Genomic DNA, 17,593 nt, shown 5'->3' with positions numbered 1-17,593 from the left:
ATCGTGGAACGCGCGATAATATCTTTATGCAAATCCTCCTCGCCAACCCCCGTGGATTCTGCGCCGGCGTCGACCGCGCAATCGAAATCGTCGAGCGCGCGCTCGAATCCTTCGGTGCGCCGATCTATGTGCGTCACGAAGTTGTGCACAACAAATTCGTCGTCGACGGTTTGCGAGCACGCGGCGCAATCTTCGTCGACGAAGTCTCCGAAGTGCCCGACGGCGCGACGGTGATCTTCAGCGCGCACGGCGTCTCGCAGAAAGTGCGCGCCGAAGCCGAGGCGCGCGACCTGCGCGTGTTCGATGCGACGTGCCCGCTCGTGACCAAGGTGCACATCGAGGTGGCGCGTTACGCGAAGTCGGGATTCGACGTCGTGTTGATCGGCCATGCGGGGCATCCCGAAGTCGAAGGCACGCTCGGCCAATGGGACAAGGCCGGCGCGAGCGGCGAAATCCATCTCGTCGAAACGCCGGAAGACGTCGCCAAGCTGCGACCGAAGAATCCCGAGCAGATCGCCTACGTCACCCAGACCACGCTCTCGGTCGATGACACGAAGGCGGTGATCGACGCGCTGCGCAGGCATTTCCCAGCGATGGTCGGGCCCAAGCACGACGACATCTGCTACGCCACGCAGAACCGCCAGGACGCCGTGCGCAAGCTCGGTCAGCAATGCGATCTGGTCCTCGTCGTCGGCTCGCCGAACAGTTCCAACTCCAATCGGCTGCGCGAACTTGCGCAGAAGCAGGGCGTCCCGGCCTACCTGATCGACGGTGCCGACGATATCGATCAGGCCTGGCTCACAGGCAAATCGCGTATCGGCGTCACCGCCGGCGCTTCGGCGCCCGAAAGCCTGGTCCAGGGCGTCGTCGCACGCCTGCGCGAATGGGGCGGCATACACGCCGTCGAACTCGCCGGCGATCCCGAGAACGTCACCTTCGCTCTACCCAAAGAGCTGCGCATCAGCCTAGTGAACTAGCTGACGAAAGCGCGAAGCGGTTCTCAAATCAGAAAATTTCCTCGCCGCTCGTCAGACGCCTGAGGCCGGGCGTCCGCGCGCGGCGCATAACGTTAAGACGATGTTGTAGCGTTCGCGCTGTTCCGCATTTTGGGGATTGCCATGCGTTCGGCGGCGACATGGGTCAGGGGCGTATCGTTGATTGAATTGCTTGTGACGATAGCGATCGTTGCAATCTTGGCCGGCTTGGCGCTGCCCAGTTTCAGTCAGTTCATGATGCAGATGAACGTGACGTCAAACACCAACAGTATGATCGGGGCGCTGAATCTTGCGCGTTCTGAAGCAGTGAAGCGCGGTTTGCCGGTGGCGGTCATCGCCAAGGCTGGCACCAGCGCCGCCAACTGGAGTAGTTCCGGCTGGATCGTACAGGCGGGCACTCTGAACAGCAGCAACAATGTCGTGTTCGCCGGGCCGAGCGGAACTGCGTTGCGCAGCTATGGCCCATTCGCAACAGGCTATGGCATCACTGCCGTCGTCGGTACGGGGTGGGCGTGTTCCGGCGTTTGTACCAGCGTGGGGCAAATCGTTTTCGGCCCCACGGGGGCGATTCTCAGCGCAGGACCGGTCACCTTCAACGTTTGCCGTCCAGATCAGGATGGCACCAAGGAAACCAGCATCACCGTCCTGCAATCGGGCGTGGTGAATTCCACCACGCCCGCAAGTACGTCGGCACCGTCATGTTGAGGAACCCGCGGATGCGTCCTTCGTCTACCAAAGGCTTCACCTTACTCGAGGTGCTGATTGCGATCGTGATTTTCAGTTTCGGCATGCTCGCCATGGCGGGTGTCCTTGTGCTCTCCGTGCGCGTCAACCAGAGTGCTTACCTGCGCACGCAGGCGGCGTTTCTTGCGCAATCGATCGCCGATCGCATGCGTGCGAATTCAAGTTGGGCGTTGTGGACCAATTTGTACAACAGCCCGTCCGGAGGATGGAGCGCGGCGCAACCGGGAACTGCGACCTGCCAGCCGGGTGCGAACCCGGCGAGTTGCGCATTCGGTGCGATTGCCGCGCGCGACATTGCCGTGTGGACTGCACAAATCGCCCGGTTCTTGCCGAATGCGACGGAATCCATCGTTTGCGCTGCGAATGCCAGCGCGAGTGCAAACGTTCCATCGGCCACTTATCAAATGCTGCCGCCATTCAGCGGGCTGTGCACCGTCACAATCAACTGGAGCGAAACCCCGTTGGGCCAAGGCGGCAATCCGACGCTGCAAACTTTTGCTTGGACATTCCAGCCATGAGTTCGTCGTCTTCATCTCGAATCTCCATCGGCCACCTGCGTCGTCACGACGGCTTCACCCTGCTCGAATTGATGATCGCGCTGACGCTGGGCTTGCTGCTCAGCATAGGCATCACTTATTTGTTTCAGACCACCAGCGGCACGAGCAAGATGGTCAATGGCTTCGCGCAGCTGCAGGAAAACGGCCGCTTCGCCACCAACCAGATGAATGCCGACCTGCGCATGGCCGGCGCGCCGTTCTGCAGCGGTTCGTCCGGACCGGCCACGATCACTGCCGGCAACGGTGCGATGGATACCTCTATCGCCACGCTGATCTACGCGGGCGGCTTGACTTTGCCGGATCTGCCTTCCGGCGTCAGCGCCGGCGCGCCGACCGGTTGGCCGACCAACTGGCAGACGACGGCCCCTTATAACTATCCACTTAGTCCGAGTATCGATATCAAGGGTTACGAGTGCGACAAGGGCACGACTACCTGCGCGCCTCCCGCGGGGGCCACGGGCCTGCCTGCTGTCGGCACGACGGCAGGCTCGCGCGTGGCGGGCGCTGACGTGCTCACGGTGCGCTATCTGCAAGGTCCGGGGTGGGGGTTAAAAAGCTCCACTGCGGGCGCAGGCACCTGCACGATCACGTTCGGTGGAGATACGGGCGATCCGGCTTTCAATTTCAGTTCCGGTGGTGCCAATCTTTTCGTCGGCGTTTGCGGTAATCCGATCGTGGCGGCGACTACGGGAGCAGTTACCGCCGGCGCCAATGCGAGCGCTACGCTCAGTGTGGGCGCCGCGGGCGGTAACAGTGCGGGCTGCTCCGGCTGGCAGCCCAATATCGTGCGCGTCTACAACTACACCAGCGACTACGTCACTGTCACCTACTACCTGCGTTACGACCCGGATCCGAACGCACCGGGTCGCCTTATCTCCAGCCTCTACCGTCGCTTCAACGGCAGCAGCGCCACCAGTGGCATCGACAGCGTTCTCGTACAGGGCGTCGAGAAACTCGATTTTCTCTACGGTGTCTCCGACATCAATGGCAATGTCTCCTACTTCACCGCGGATCTGGTGGACAGCGGCAGCACTGCCGCGAACTGCTCGGCTGCGCCCGTGCAGTTCCAGAACGTCACCGGTTCGGTGGAACAGAACGGCTGTTTGTGGCGCTCGATCAAGTCGATCGAAGTACACATGTTGATGAACACGGTCAACAACGTCTACACGCTCGGCAGCGACGAAATACCGTATTGCTACAGCATCGATCCGACGACGAGTCTCGCCACCGTCGATTGCACCCAGATGGCCAGTCTTACAACGCCGCCGGCGACCGACGCCGCAGGTAAACCTTCGCGCATGATGCGCCGCGAATTCGTCTCGCTGGTCGGCGTACGCCGCGGCGGGCAGTAGCTTTTTCGGGAAATCCAACCATGAAACCGTCTATCCGCCCAGTTCCTTTTTATCGCCTGCAGCGCGGCGCCGTGCTATTCGTTTCCTTGATGTTTCTCATTCTACTAATCCTGCTCGGCATGACTGCTTCCAGTCGCGCCGTTCTGCAGGAAAGCATGACCGGCAGCATGCGCAACGGCCAAATGGCATTGATGGGAGCGGAAAGCGCATTGCGCGGTGCCGAATTCAATCTGTGGATCGCCGCGCAGACTTCCGCTGCAGGCAACAAGCTGACTTTGTATTGTTCCTTCGACGGCGGCGGCGGTTGCTACATGCCCGATGGCAGCAACAATTTTTCATCCGGCACTTCTACTTTCGCTACGGCGACCGCATGGTCGCCTTCGTTGGTAACCGGCGGCACCACGTACACGCCGGCGCTGACCGGGCAGGGTGGCAACAGCTTGTCGGCCAACCTCGCCGCGCAACCGCAGTATCTGATCAAGATGCTCGGGCCGGACCTGCCGCCCGGCAGTACGGGCCGTTCCGGCGGCTCGCTGCTGCAGCAGAACGGCGGTCCTAACAATCAGACCAAGTACATCTACAGCATCACCGCGCGCAGCCCCGGCGGCAACGCCAATACCTTGCGCGTGGCGCAATCCACATTCGCCAGCATCAAACCGAGTTACTAAAGGGGGCTCGCCATGATGCGTAAGAACAACGATATAGGTCGCCGCCTTTGGGTGTTGTCTGCGGTGATCGGCGCCGTTCTATTTTCAGGCTCGGGAGATTGGGTTCGGGCGGGCACAGTCCAATTGGGTGCAGCGCCGCCGAATCTCACGGTTGCAGTAGCACCCAATATCGTGCTGACCTTCGACGATTCCGGGTCGATGCAATCCAGTCGAGTCAATGACAATCCTCCGTGGACTACGGATAACAGCGGCAACCAATTGTCGGGCGTTCCCGACTGGGGCAACGGAGGCAACAACACGAGCACCAGCGGCGTCAGTGGCGGCCCGTGGCGCTGTGCCAACGTAATCGACGCCGACAATCTCTTGCCTAGCGTGGGATTGCGCGCCAAAGTGATGAACGGCGTTTACTATAACCCGAATATCACCTACAACCCGCCGCTAGGCGCAAACGGCAAGCTTATCAAAGGCGATACGGATGGCAGCAAGTCGAATGCCGATGCCACGCTGAAAGCCGTATGGGTGGACGGTATTGCCGTCAATCGCCCCTTGAATCCGGCTACCGTAAGCAGTACCGCGTACTACAACGACAATCCCGATCTGGACCGGGCATACGACGCGAACGGCAACAACGTTTCGAATGCGGGGGCGCTGACCAATTTGATGGGAACCGCCACCTTCACCAATGTCACAACGACCTATGTCACGTTCGGGACGACTGCCAATTGTCCCGCCGGCGCGGTCTCGTGCACCCAGAGAAATTCCGGAAGTCGGTCGGGCTACTACTACTATTCCTACTCAGGAACAAACGTCAATACCGACAACAGCGGCAACTACGAGGTCGACTCCGCCACGGATCTTCAAGTATCGAACAGTACCAATCTTGGCACGAGGGTATACGGCGATCCGACCAATACCAGAAACAGTCCCACGGCGACTTACATCACTTGGTCGACGACTGCCCCAGCCGCGACCAACGACAACCGCTGGCAATGCGGTAGCGGCCCGGCCATCAGCGGTGGCGGCGGTAACTTGTGGAATGCGCCGAGCCCAATGGATGGGCAAAAGCATACGTTGAGCGACGGTACAACGGTAACCTACCCGAACGGCGGACCGCACTACTACCGTTTGATAAAAACTGTCTCCGTCCCTCTCAACCAGTTTGGCCAGCCGACCTACGACCCTACCTGCAGCACGGCTAACTGCGATGGTTTGCGCACTTTGTACAACGTCGCCAATTGGGAAGCCGTGCCGGTGCCCAGTAGCCAATATCAGAACTTCGCCAATTGGTACGCGTACTACCGCACTCGCAATCAGATGGCCCGCACGGCGCTCTCGCGCGTATTTGGCGATTCCTCGCTATCCAAGACCGTCACCAACGGTTACGGCGGCAACCAACGCGTCGCTTGGCAGAACCTGGACAGCAGTACTTACCAATTGCCCAGCTCGACGATCATTTCCGAATTGATCGATACCTCGGCCTGCACGAGCGGTGCCAGTGCAAGTCCCTCCACTACCGCGCAACTATCCGGTACTTCGACCACGACACCGCCTGCATGCTATCGCAGCGCATTCTACAACTGGATTTTCCAGGTTCCCGCCAGCGGTGGAACGCCGACGCGAAGTGCCGTGACCCGTGCGGGGACATTCTTCACACGTGGAAATGGCAAGACGGGTATCACCGGCGATCTGCACGATCCTTATTGGCAACCGCCGGTGACCGGCACATTCAATGCGACGACCAACCCAGGCAACGAGTTGTACTGCCGGCAGAACTATCACATGTTGGTAACGGATGGTTTATGGAATGGCGGTAACGATGGTCCGCAGTACACGAACCTGACATTGCCGTCGGGAAAGATCACGCTACCGGATGGCGTGACTTTCCCCGATCCGACCACGAGCGGCGTGACCTCGATTTACAACCCGGTGCATGACGGCGGCAATTCCGGCTATGCCTCGCTTTCCGATATCGCTTTCCACTACTGGGCCACGAATCTGCGCACCGATTTGTACAGCACCGCCACCACTCCGCCGCAAGGCATGGGTATCGTACCGGCGTACTTGCCCGACCAGACCACCAGCGTATTCAACCTGACCAATACCGTGGCGTCGAACGTGGCTTCGACTAAGGTCAATCCGGAAATCTATTTCAATCCGAACAACGATCCGGCAACTTGGCCGCATATGGACGAGTTCCTGGTGGGGCTGGGCGTCAATGGACAATTGAATCTTTCGCAGAATACCAATTGCACCAGCAGCGACCCTGCGCAGCAGGATGCTTGTTTACTGCGTAAAGGTTCGACCAATTCCGCCGGAATCATTGGTTGGCCAACGCCCAACGGCTCCGGCCAAGGCATCGCCGCCAATGTGGACGACACGTGGCACGCCGCGCTCGCGGGCCGCGGCCAGTTCTATAGCGCGGGCAACCCGCAGCAATTGATTTCGGCGCTGACTTCGTTCCTCGCCAACATCACCGCGCGTGCGGGTTCCTCGGTTGCGCTGACTACAAGCAACCCCGTGGCGACAGCGAGTACGGCGAGTTTTGTCGGCGGATACAACATTGATTGGTCCGGGAATTTGCTGGAATACGCCATCAGTCCCAGTACCGGGCAAACTATTTCGCCAGCAGTGCTCGATGCGGGTTGCGTACTGACCGGAACGGCAACCACCCCATGCCCGACAGTGACGACCCAGTCCAGCTACACACAGAACCCCACGCCCGCCAATCGCAATATCTATACGTATGGGACGACCTCGACGCCGACGCAGTCATTGACGTCGGCCGGATTCACGAGCCTGAACACCTGGAGCCAGTGCGTGCTCAATGCAGGCACGTGGAATGGCAGTACTTGTGCCGGTGGGGACGGCTACGGTCCGAAGCGCATCGACTGGCTGCGCGGTGATCGCACAAACGAGGCGAGTGGCTCCACGCCACAGTTTCGTACGCGTACGTCGTTGCTCGGTGCGATCGTCGATTCGCAGCCTTTGTACGTGGGCTCGCCGACCGGCGGGTTTACCGACAGTTGGCCTGCCGGTTCGCCGGAGGCCGCGACGACGGCGCAGACGTATTCGCAGTTCATCGCTGCGCAGAACGGGCGCATTCCAATCATCTACGCCGCGGCGAACGACGGCATGGTGCATGCGTTCAGCGTAGGGCAGGTGGCGATCAGTTCTACCGGTGCGGTGACTCCACCCGCTGCGGGTACCGGCGGTGTGGAACAGTGGGCGTATGTCCCGCAGACCGTGATCCAGAATGGTGCGGTGAATGCCTATACCAATTCGGGGTCTACCGGAAATCTTGTGCCCACCGTGGACGGAGGCATGACCGAGCAGGATGTTTTCTTCAGCGACGGCAAATGGCACACGATTCTGGTCGGTGCGTTGCGCTACGGCGGCCGCGGAATCTACGCAGTCGACATTACGAACCCGACTTCGCCGAAGGTGTTGTGGGAGTTCAGCAATAACTCGACCGGCGGAGCCAATCTCGGCTACACCTTCTCCACGCCGAACATCGCGCGCCTGCGTTACAGCGATGGAACCAATGCGGGCAAATGGGTGGTGCTGGTGCCGAACGGTTATATGCCACCGAGCGCGCCGAGCTCCGATCCGGCCACCACGACCGAGTCGTTGTTCGTGCTCGATGCGGAAAAGGGCACCGTGATCAAGGAAATCATTACGGATTCGACGGGCGTCAATGCTTATGGTCTGACCACGCCGGCGGTGTGGTCTTTCGGTGGACAGGTGGACGACATTGCGGTAGCCGGCGACTTGATGGGCAATCTGTGGCGGTTCGATCTTCGCGATGCCAGTTCGAGCAATTGGACGTTTGTGAAGATGTTCCAAACGCCGATTCCGTCAGGTTCGGGTACATCGCGCACCTCGCCGGCGCAGCAGCCGATCACGGTGATGCCGAATGTGTTCTCCGATACGGCCAACGGCGGCAATCCGATCTGGATATTCGGCACGGGCAAGTATCTCGCTCCTGTGGACAACACGAGCGTCGGGCCGACGCAATCGTATTACGGCATCCGCGACTACGGCTCCAGCAGCAGTAACTATCCGATCGACCCCACCAAGCTGGTGGCGCAGACTCTGAGCGACGTCAGCGGCACTCGTTACCTCACTCAGAATGGCGTGATGTCAGGCAACAGCCTCGCCCCTGGCTGGTATTTCAATATGGTCGCCAACGGCGAGCGCGATGTGGCAGTGGGTTCGCCACTGTACAGTAGTGGATTGGTCATCCTGAGTTCGTTGATTCCGTCCAATAACAATCCCTGCCAGCCCGGATTGACCGGCAGCGTAATGGTGGTGAGTGCATCGACAGGTGGCGCGCCGTCGACTAAGGCGGTGACAATCAGCGGTTCGTCTGGGTCGACCAACAATGGAGCGCCGGCCGTCGGCGTATCGAACCTACCTAATGCGCCGACCTCGGGCAGCGGAATTTCGCCGGTCATGCCGCTTGGCGGCGGCAAGATATTGATTCCGGGATTGCCGGGATTCAGCGTTTTCGACAGCTTCTGGCATCGCCGCTCGTGGAGCGAGCTGCTCCAAGGCCAATGACGAATTCTGAAACAGAAACGAGACGGGAGCATTCGATGCAGACGGGAAATGCCAAAGGCTTTACTCTGATCGAGATGATGATCGTCGTGGTGATCATCGCGATACTCGCGGCAATCGCCTATCCGTCGTACACGAAATACGTCTACCGTGCACGGCGCTCCGATGGGCAAAATCTGCTCATGCTGATTGCCGCAGCGGAAGAAAGGTATTACACAAATTTCAATACTTACACGAAAAATATCGCCCTGGCTTCGCCAAATGGATTGGGATTTCCGTCGACCTCCAACGGCAGTCTGTACTACAACGCTTCCGTCGACGTCGGTTTGACCGGCGATATCAAGACAAGCTTCATTGCAACGGCCAAACCGGTTGCTCCGCAAGATGGTGATACATCTTGTCCTACCTTGACAATTGACAACACGCTTGCCAAGACGCCGACTCCGGGTCAACAGGCAAATGGAAGCTGCTGGTAGTATCAGAATCAGCGGAAAGCAATTCAGTGGGTCGGGTGACGGGCCTGCAATGCGGGGATCGATGTTAGTGCCTTGAGCTTCGTCGCCGTGAATGTACGCTTCTCCAGCGACGACGCATTGTGTATGCGTTTTCTTACACTGAGCGTGGAAATCTGCCAGTTTCCCTAGCCTAGGGCGATGACGAGAATCGCCGGTATGGTTCATCTCCATGCCGGCGATTTCGCAATGCGAAAGCATCAGATATATCTGCGCCAATCGGGTGTCGCCCTCATTGAGGTACTTGTCTCCGTTGTCGTGACAAGCGTCGGCTTGCTCGGCCTCGCGGGATTGATGGCGACGACGGCCAAAGTGAATCAAGCCGCGTATCAGCGCACCCAAGTCGGTTTGGCGGTGCAAGCGCTCGTCGAGTCAATGCACGTCAATCCGGCGGCGGTTGCGCTGGGGCGTTACGACGGCGTTCGCAAGAAAAATGCGCTGGCCGGTGCCGATTGCCGCAAGCACGCGTGCAGCGTTGCATCGCGCGCGGACTACGATCTCGCTCAATTCGATCGTGCTCTTGAGAACGCATTGCCCGATGCGCAGAGCACGTTGAAATGCGACTCGGCCGGCGCCGTCGCGACTGCCGATGTCTACGATGGCATTTGCCGGATCGAGGTCACCTGGTCCGAGCGCACGCTGGCGAAGGGCAGCGTGCCTTCGCCGCAATCGCTCGTCTGGGTTTTTCAGCCGTGATTGGCAAAATCGCGCCTTGCGTTAGAACCAATCTCGGTGCTTGTCGGCGTGCGGTCGGGTTTTCGCTGGTCGAATTGATGATCGCGCTTGTACTTGGCCTGTTCGTCGCCGAAGGCGTCTACATCCTGTTTGCGGCCGCGGGCAAGGTCAACACGACGCAGACAGCACTGTCGCGACTGCAAGAAAACGGCCGCATCGCAATGGACATTATCGCCAACGACCTGCGTTCGGCGGGACGCCTGCCTTGCGGCTCGAAAGCGAGCCCGCAGGTTTTCACGGATGCGTTGCTGAATCACATCAGCGGCCAACCCAGCGAGGCACACATGCCGTCGGGCGTGCCTGATGGTGCTGCGTATGCGCTCGATCGCAGCCTCTTTCTAGGCGGTAGCGCTTGTGCTGCAAAGTCATGCAGCCCGGCGGTTCCCGGCTTGCCGCGAGCCGGTCTCGGCGTCGGCGATAAAGTGCCGGGCACCGATGTGCTGAGCGTGCGCTATCTGCAGGGCGATGGCTTGCCGGCAGATGGGACAAGCCAAGTCTGCGCCGTCGATGGCAGGATCGTTGCGATCAGCCTGCGCCGCATGCCCGGCGACACGGTGCTGGATGGGCTCAAGTCCGCGCACCTGGCTTTGCTCGCCGGCTGCAAGCAGGCGCAGATATTTCAGGTCGGCGTCGAAGGCAACACGGTGAAGCCTGTTGTTGGAAAGTCCGGCGCGCCGACGTGTGCGACGACCGATGCGCAGGCACGGCTGTTCGACTTCGATGCGCAACTGCAGACCTCGACCTATTACCTGCAGGTGGCGGAAGACGACAAAGCGCGCGGCCGCAAGATCGCCACCTTGATGCGGCGAGCCAACGGCATCGCCAACGAAGTCATGCAAGGTATCGAGCGTTTCGATCTGCGCTATTCGTTGATCGACGCGGTTGGCGATGCGCACTGGTTGAATGCGGACGAGCTGAGCCGTCATGCAGCAGCGAGCGGCGAAGCCCTGCAATGTAAGCGGGTAGGTACGGTGGAACCCTGTGCGTGGAAAGACGTCACCGCGGTCGAAGTGTCGATGCTCGTGAACACGGTCGACGATCTTCCCGCCGAAGCGGCTGCGGATGCCTGGGATTACCGCTATTCGATCGACGGCGAGCGCGTGCAGAGACCCGGTGCGGCGATGCCGGTCACCGGCCTCCCGCCAGGGCGCATGCTGCGCCGCGAATTCCGCACCGTCGTCGCGCTCAGGGAGTTGGCAACATGACTGCGCGTGCGACTCGATCTTCTTGCGAACGTCGGCAGCGCGGCGCCGTGCTGTTCGTATCGACGATCATCCTGCTCGTACTTTCGTTACTTGCCGTGGCGATGGCAAAGAACGCGGTGATCGAAAACAAGATGGTCGCTTCGGCGCACAATGCGCAGCTCGCACAGCTTGCCGCAGACAGCGCAATGAGCGGCGCGCGTGCACGGATCGAACAGATCGCGGCGCGCAACGGAGCGAAGGTGGTTTGCGCCTCGCTGCGCTGCATAACACGTGACGCGGCCGCGCCGACTGATCCGGCGACGTATATGCGCACGCCGTCCGCGCTGGCCGCTGCAAATCCGTTCCGTATCGATCTCGCGAAGTTGGGCAATGCCGATGCGACCGCGCAACTCGCTGCGTCGCCGGTCTACGTCGTGGAGGATCTGGGCGCCGCGCCTTCGGCATCCGGTTCGTCCGGAGCGGAACGCCGCCTGTTCCGCATCACCGCCAAAGGCATCGGCGCAACCGAGGATTTCGTCCGCGTCGTCGAAAGCGTATATGCCGTTGCGGAGGAAGCGTTGCCCGCAAGTTGAAGCGAGGAGTGTCATGCGCGCAGGGAAAGCCGATTGTCTGGGATTCAGCCTGATCGAAATGGTCGTCGTGCTTACATTGCTCGCGATCCTCGCCGCATTCGCGATACCGTCGTACCAGGCATCCGTACGCAAGGCCCGGCGCGTGGAAGGCAAAGCGTTTCTGCATACGCTGATGATGGCGCAGGAACGGTACTACGCCGGTTTCAACCGCTACACCGCGGACACGGGCCCGAAGGGATTGAACCTGCCGGCGTCCTCGCAGCCGGGTGGTTACTACCTATTGTTCGGCCTCGACCTGAGCGGCGACGCGCAGCGGCTCAAGATCACCGTCAGCCCGCAAGGTGCGCAGGCCACCGATTCCTGCGGCGACCTGAGCCTCGATTCGACCGGTTTGTATGCCGCCTCAGGGTCGGCAGCCGAGGAATGCCGCTGATGGTTGCCTGGCGGGGTTCCCGAAAATCGGTCGGACTTGTGATGCTGGAATTCCGCCGCTACAATGCGCGGCTCCGTGCCGGAGTAGCTCAGTTGGTAGAGCGGCGCATTCGTAATGCGTAGGTCGGGGGTTCGATTCCCTTCTCCGGCACCACAATCAAATCCATCGACATCCCAGGATGTCCCGAAGCCCGCATAACAGCGGGCTTTTTCGTGCCCTCGGCATCCCAGGCAATCCATCCCGGTCCGGCGACCTCCCACGCTTTTCAGGGGTAAGTACTGGGATATCTCTCATCGTTGCGAGGGAAACTTCGATCTTGCTGACCGGGGCCGGTATCCGCAATGCCAAGCCGAACGATCGTCCGCTCAGGCCCCTTGATGGCGGCGGTTCGTTCTCATTGCTGCAGGCCAGCGGCGCACGCTGATAGCGATTCAAGTATCGCGGCGCCTGCAAGCTCGGCGCGTACTCCGACGTCTCGTTGAACGCCGCGCGAGATCGCCGTAATGACGCGTGAAGTCGGCGCAATCGATTGCTTCTTCTTCGGTCTTGGGGGCCACCGAAGCTACCGTGCCTTTACTGTTCCCTGGTGTTGCAGAGAACGAACCCACGTCAGCACGCGCTTTGCTAAAGGGGCTTGCGAAGCGGTGCTGCCGCGGATTGTGAGCGAGCGATCAGACGATAGTTAACTAGACTCGGCTATGGCGGGAACGCATCAAGTAGTTGGGTCAACTGTCCTGCCGCGAAGCAAGTATCCAGCCGATGGCGTGGCGCGTGAACCATACCGAATCCCGCGAACGCGGCGCCGAAGTGGGAATCCGCGCCGCCAACCCGCACACGCATAACCGTTGAAAGCTGGCGCTCGGCGACCCTAGGGTCAGACGAATCCGAGAAGACCGTAGGATGCCGCGCGCCAGTAATTCAACTTATGTCATTCGTCTACCGAAAGAGCCGCTCAGCGCAGTTGCCTGTATGCAGTGCCCCCGCCGATCACGAGGAGGCACAGGCTCAGCAGCCCCAGCATCCAGATCGGATTGGCGGGCGCGGGGACCGCTGCGGCCGGCGGCTGCGCTGCAGCTGGGACGGTCACCGAGCACATCGCGCATATCGGGTCCGCACTGCTCGTGACCACGTTGGTGATGGAACGCGTACCGCTCGCGAGCGGTTTGCTGGCAGCGACCGTGAATGTGTTGCTCGTGCTGCTGTTCGCCGGCACGTTCTGGACCGCGATGCACTGGGTCGGATTCGCCGCTCCCGGCGCACATCCGGTCCATGCGCCGCCGTCCGGGCCTTTGTACGTCGTGCTCGCAGGCATCGTCTCCGTCAGTGTGGTTGCCCCTGCGGTCTGGCCGGCATTCGTGCTGGTGATCGTATAGGTCAGCACGTCGCCGGCGTTGACCAGCTGGCCTGCCGCCGGCTGTGCGCCGTTGATCGCGGTCAGCGCCTTCATCGTCGTGATCGAAGCCGGCGACGCTGGCGGGCAGGTCTGCAAGCTCGCCGAATTGTTCGCCGAAGACGGATCGGCTTCGTTGCCGAGCACGCTCGCCGAGTTGGTGATGCACGTCGTGAACGGGCTTGGCGCGTTGCCGGTGATCGCGATCGTTGCCGACGCACTGGCCGCGAGCGCACCGCCGACACAGGTCACCGTGTTGCCCGAAACCGTGCAGCCCGCCGTCGGCGAGGCAATGTTCGTCACGCCCGCGGGCACGCTGTCGGTGACGACGAAACCCGAACTCGGGTTTGCACTCTTGTTCGTCACCGTGAGCGTCCAGTTTATCGCACCACCCGCCGCCACGGTTGCCGGACCCGCTTTCGTGATCGCCAGATCGACCGGCAGCGAGCAGGCCGCACCGTCGTTGTTGCTGTTGGCCGGTCCGCTCGCCGTGGAGACAAGGGTGAAGGTCGGCGTATTGCCCGGATTGTTGACGGCGATCTGATAGACGCTGCCGGTATCGTTGTTGCTGAAGCCGATGTTGCCGTTGCCATAGGTCCACGCGGCCCCGTAGGCGCTCGCTGCCGGCAGGAAGGCCACGGGGAACGTGGTGATCGTGCCGGTGGCGGGATCGATGCGCCGGATCGCCTTGCCGGCCCCGTCCGGCACGGCCCAGAAGAATCCGCCGGAATACGTGAAATCGCTGACGCCGAGTGCCGCCGAGATCGGTATCTGGGTGGCGGCCAGTGTCGCGAGATCGACGCGATAGATCACATGCGTCGTATCGGTCGACAAGCCGATATAGAAGTTGCCGGAATCGTCGAACGCGCCGGCATTGATGCCCGTCGACGTTGCGGCCAATCCGGTGATCGCGCCCATATCGGTCAAATTGCCGGTGGCCGGATCGATGCGCACCAGATGATTGTTCGACGAAGCCACGCCGTAAAGGAAATTGTCCAGCGTGTTGTAGCCGACGGCGTTGTAGCGGATCGCAGCGGCAGGGCCGATGTTGACGAAGCTCGAACTGCCCGAGGCGGAAATCAGGGCTTCGAGTTGCGTGGGCGCGCCTTGCGCGATGAAGATCGTCGGTACGCTGCACGCATAGGGCGTGGGCGCCACCACGGTCAGCGTCGTGGGCGACGGCGGCGGATTGAGCCCGCTCGACCCGCTGATGTTCGACGCATCGTTGGTGTAGCTGCCCGGGGCCGCCGCCGTCACATCCACAGTGATAGTGCATGAGGCACCGGCGGGCAGGTTGCCGTTGCTGATCGCGACCGTGTTGCCGCCGGAGGCGATAGTCACCGTCGTGCCGGTGCACGTCGATGCGACGGTGGTATCGGCGATCGTCAAACCGGAAGGCAGCGTGTCGGTGAACGCCCATCCCTGTTTGCGCAGATTGTCCGTCGTATTGGTCACGGTGAATGTGAGCGTGACGGCGGCATTGGGCGACGCCGTGGAAGTGCCGAATGCCTTGCTCAGCGTGGGCGTGACGTCCTGTATCAGCAGATTGTCGAATGCGTGGTCGTTGCCGCCTCCGGTGTAGGTCAGGTTGTTGATCCGGATCGATGTGCTGTTGCCGGAAACCAGGATGGCGCTTCCGCTGGTGTAGTGCCCGGCCTTGACGCTCAACGCAGAGGCGGCGCCGATTGCTTCTGTGGTGAAGGAATTGCCGCCGCAGCCATCGACCTGCCCACCGGCGGCAACCGCGGTGTTCGAGGCGTCGACGGCGTAGAACTGCAGCACGGGATGCGCGGCAATGCTGCAATTGATCGCAGCGACGTCCGCGCCGAAGACCAGAAACCTGCCGGAACCGTTCAATGGAATCTGCGATGACTGGACTTCGATGTTGTTGGGAGCCGGAGGCGGATTGGCCTGCGTATAGGCGCTGACCGCCAGATTGTTGCGTGCCGTGCCGCCGGCTCCCGTGGTTCCGCCGTTCAACATGCCGAGCGCTTCCGCCAACTGTTGCACGCTGTTCCAGGCAGCCTGGTCGTTGCACTCGCCGTTGGCCGTTGCAGAGGCGGGGTTCACAGCCTGGTTCCAGGCAGACAACAAGCCATTGCAGTTCGTCAACCAGGCCGGCGACGCGGTATAGGTCGCTCCTCCCGCCCCGGTGTAGCTGTTGACCTTGATGATGGCGGCAATATGCGCGGCTTGGTCATTCTGAAAATCTTCCGAATAGATCGTGGTCGGCGCCTGTTGCTGAGCCAAAACCGTTGTTGCCTGCAATGAAAAGCATAGCCATGCCAACGTTCTACCGAAGTCTCGCTTCGCAGGCATGCGAAGATTTGCTTGGTGACGATCGACTCCGCGCGGAAGGATGCCAATTCGGGATTTGACCTTGTGCATCGTGCCCAATACCAAACCGTGCTCGACGAGATTCTTGAAACAAGACATGACTTACTCCCAGTGTTGCTTGTGTTCCCCGTGACGAAGGGCTTTCTTACAGGGCAGAATGAAATTCAGGCTTTCGCAGCGGAACCGACATGCCGCGGAACAATCGACTCTTGCGGCGATTCAAAAACGCCGTGGCGTGATTGCTCCGGTTGAATCGCGCCAAAGGCGCCTGCTTTCACAGCCATCGGCCCTTCTGCGCAGACAGAAACACCCGCAGAAACCCCTTTTCCTTTTCCTCGTGAGCGGGTTGTGTGACTCGCACAGCCGGCGCACGCACTTTGCAGCTTTCCCTATTTCGCAAAAGCGCGATGAATCCGGGCATGGCCGGCAAAAAATTTTTCGTCAATGACAGGTGTCGGCTGAGGCGCAACGACGCAGCAAATTGCGTGAGGTACTTCGCAAAAGCACGATGGGATGTATGGCCAATCGCTACAATGCTCCGAGTTGAAGCATCGGCACACCGCATGACCCAAGCCACCGACTCGGCCGACGATCTTGTCCTCATGCGATTGCAAGAGACATTGGACGGTGCCATACGCGATCCGTCCAACAGCCTGGCTTCAATGATGACGGAGGCGTACCGGAGTCTGCTGCGCGTGGCACACGTGCAGCGCAACGCCTTCGGCGCAAGTCCCACGCTGTCGACGACCGCGCTCGTCCACGAGGTCTATCTCAAGTTGCAGGACTCGCCCGATCTGGTGGTCGCGGACATCAACCATTTCTACTATCTGGCCACGCGCGCCATGCGCTTCGTGCTCACCGATCATGCGCGCAGGAAGTTGGCGCAAAAGCGCGGCAGTGCAGTCCCGACGGAAACGCTCGAAGAGCATGTCGCTCCGGATACCGACGGCCGCCATGCCGAGCAAGTATTGGAGATCAATGAAGTCATCGATCAGCTCGGACAGATTTTTCCGCGCATGGCGCAAATCGTCTCGTTGAGATTCTTCGTCGGATTGGGCGACGCGGAAATCGGCGCTGCGCTGGGCATCGACGAGCGCACGGTGCGCCGGGATTGGATCAAGGCGAGGGGCTGGATGATCGGCCGGTTGCGCGAGTCTGACTGACGCGACGTATGCGCACCGCGCATAGGGGATGGCGGCATCGGCGTCAATGCTAAGTCCGGGGGATTGGCCGGTCGTAAAGGCAAAGCAAACACCTTGGCGGGTGAGGGGAGAAAGCCGAATCGCGCCAATCGGCATGCCGGAAGGCAACGCTGCGCGCGCCGGGCCTTTGAGGAATCCGCCGATCGTGTCGGCGGAATAGGGCGCGCCGCGGTAAAGCGTCGAAGCCGGCCCGTGTGCAGCGCGTGCCGGCTGGAATGGGGAACGGCAGGAGCCTTCAAGGAAGAGTCGCGTCCGTTGGCCGGACGCGCTTCACCGATGGGCAATGCCCGTCTTTCGCACCGAATTTCGATTTTTGCTCCACCCATCTCGAGAG

Annotated in this window: 13 protein-coding genes and 1 tRNA gene; 13 read left to right on the top strand and 1 reads right to left on the bottom strand. The window is 60.8% G+C overall.

All coding sequences use genetic code 11. The features are described from left to right. Positions 1-26 precede the first annotated feature (26 nt). The 12 genes from ispH (at position 27) to FFS30_RS02735 (ending at position 12,483) form a co-directional block, all read left to right on the top strand. Positions 27-977 carry a 4-hydroxy-3-methylbut-2-enyl diphosphate reductase gene (ispH, locus tag FFS30_RS02790; protein WP_137911585.1) on the top strand — a complete coding sequence of 317 codons (951 nt, stop codon included), beginning with the start codon at positions 27-29 and terminating at the stop codon, positions 975-977. Between the two features lie 141 nt (positions 978-1,118). Next, complete coding sequence (locus FFS30_RS02785) at positions 1,119-1,700, top strand: GspH/FimT family pseudopilin (RefSeq protein WP_137911584.1); 582 nt, start codon at positions 1,119-1,121, stop codon at positions 1,698-1,700. Then, on the top strand, positions 1,595-2,257 hold the full coding sequence (gene pilV / locus FFS30_RS02780) for a type IV pilus modification protein PilV (RefSeq protein ID WP_171014382.1): 663 nt from the start codon (positions 1,595-1,597) through the stop codon (positions 2,255-2,257). Before FFS30_RS02785 ends, pilV (FFS30_RS02780) begins: the two co-directional genes overlap by 106 nt. Further along, positions 2,254-3,648 (top strand): PilW family protein, encoded by a 1,395-nt coding sequence (locus FFS30_RS02775; RefSeq protein WP_137911582.1) that lies wholly within the window; start codon positions 2,254-2,256, stop codon positions 3,646-3,648. Before pilV (FFS30_RS02780) ends, FFS30_RS02775 begins: the two co-directional genes overlap by 4 nt. A gap of 119 nt (positions 3,649-3,767) precedes the next feature. Beyond that, a complete protein-coding gene (locus tag FFS30_RS02770; protein ID WP_171014381.1) occupies positions 3,768-4,316 on the top strand; it encodes a pilus assembly protein in 549 nt (182 codons plus the stop codon). A 12-nt stretch (positions 4,317-4,328) separates the two neighbouring features. Next, positions 4,329-8,876 carry a PilC/PilY family type IV pilus protein gene (locus FFS30_RS02765; RefSeq protein ID WP_137911580.1) on the top strand — a complete coding sequence of 1,516 codons (4,548 nt, stop codon included), beginning with the start codon at positions 4,329-4,331 and terminating at the stop codon, positions 8,874-8,876. Between the two features lie 35 nt (positions 8,877-8,911). Then, positions 8,912-9,349 (top strand): type IV pilin protein, encoded by a 438-nt coding sequence (locus FFS30_RS02760; RefSeq protein WP_171014380.1) that lies wholly within the window; start codon positions 8,912-8,914, stop codon positions 9,347-9,349. A gap of 225 nt (positions 9,350-9,574) precedes the next feature. Next, a complete protein-coding gene (gene pilV, locus FFS30_RS02755) occupies positions 9,575-10,081 on the top strand; it encodes a type IV pilus modification protein PilV (RefSeq protein WP_171014379.1) in 507 nt (168 codons plus the stop codon). 77 nt (positions 10,082-10,158) lie between these two features. After that, positions 10,159-11,325: a PilW family protein gene (locus FFS30_RS02750; protein WP_171014378.1), complete on the top strand. Its 1,167-nt coding sequence runs from the start codon at positions 10,159-10,161 to the stop codon at positions 11,323-11,325. Beyond that, positions 11,322-11,897 carry a PilX N-terminal domain-containing pilus assembly protein gene (locus FFS30_RS02745; protein ID WP_137911576.1) on the top strand — a complete coding sequence of 192 codons (576 nt, stop codon included), beginning with the start codon at positions 11,322-11,324 and terminating at the stop codon, positions 11,895-11,897. Before FFS30_RS02750 ends, FFS30_RS02745 begins: the two co-directional genes overlap by 4 nt. Positions 11,898-11,910: 13 nt before the next feature. After that, positions 11,911-12,330 (top strand): type IV pilin protein, encoded by a 420-nt coding sequence (locus FFS30_RS02740; RefSeq protein WP_171014479.1) that lies wholly within the window; start codon positions 11,911-11,913, stop codon positions 12,328-12,330. A gap of 77 nt (positions 12,331-12,407) precedes the next feature. After that, positions 12,408-12,483 (top strand) — tRNA-Thr (locus tag FFS30_RS02735). Between the two features lie 799 nt (positions 12,484-13,282). Here FFS30_RS02735 and FFS30_RS02730 read toward each other — a convergent pair. Beyond that, positions 13,283-15,970, bottom strand: coding sequence for a DUF11 domain-containing protein (locus FFS30_RS02730; protein ID WP_171014377.1), 2,688 nt, complete (start codon positions 15,968-15,970; stop codon positions 13,283-13,285). A 506-nt stretch (positions 15,971-16,476) separates the two neighbouring features. Between FFS30_RS02730 and FFS30_RS02725 the strand changes: the two genes are divergently transcribed. After that, positions 16,477-17,220: an ECF-type sigma factor gene (locus FFS30_RS02725; protein WP_212742388.1), complete on the top strand. Its 744-nt coding sequence runs from the start codon at positions 16,477-16,479 to the stop codon at positions 17,218-17,220. The last annotated feature ends 373 nt before the right edge of the window (positions 17,221-17,593 follow it).

It is taken from the genome of Rudaea sp. 3F27F6, from assembly GCF_005503555.1.
In the GTDB taxonomy this organism is placed as follows: Bacteria; Pseudomonadota; Gammaproteobacteria; order Xanthomonadales; family Rhodanobacteraceae; genus Rudaea.
This window is presented reverse-complemented; position numbering and strand designations above follow the sequence as displayed.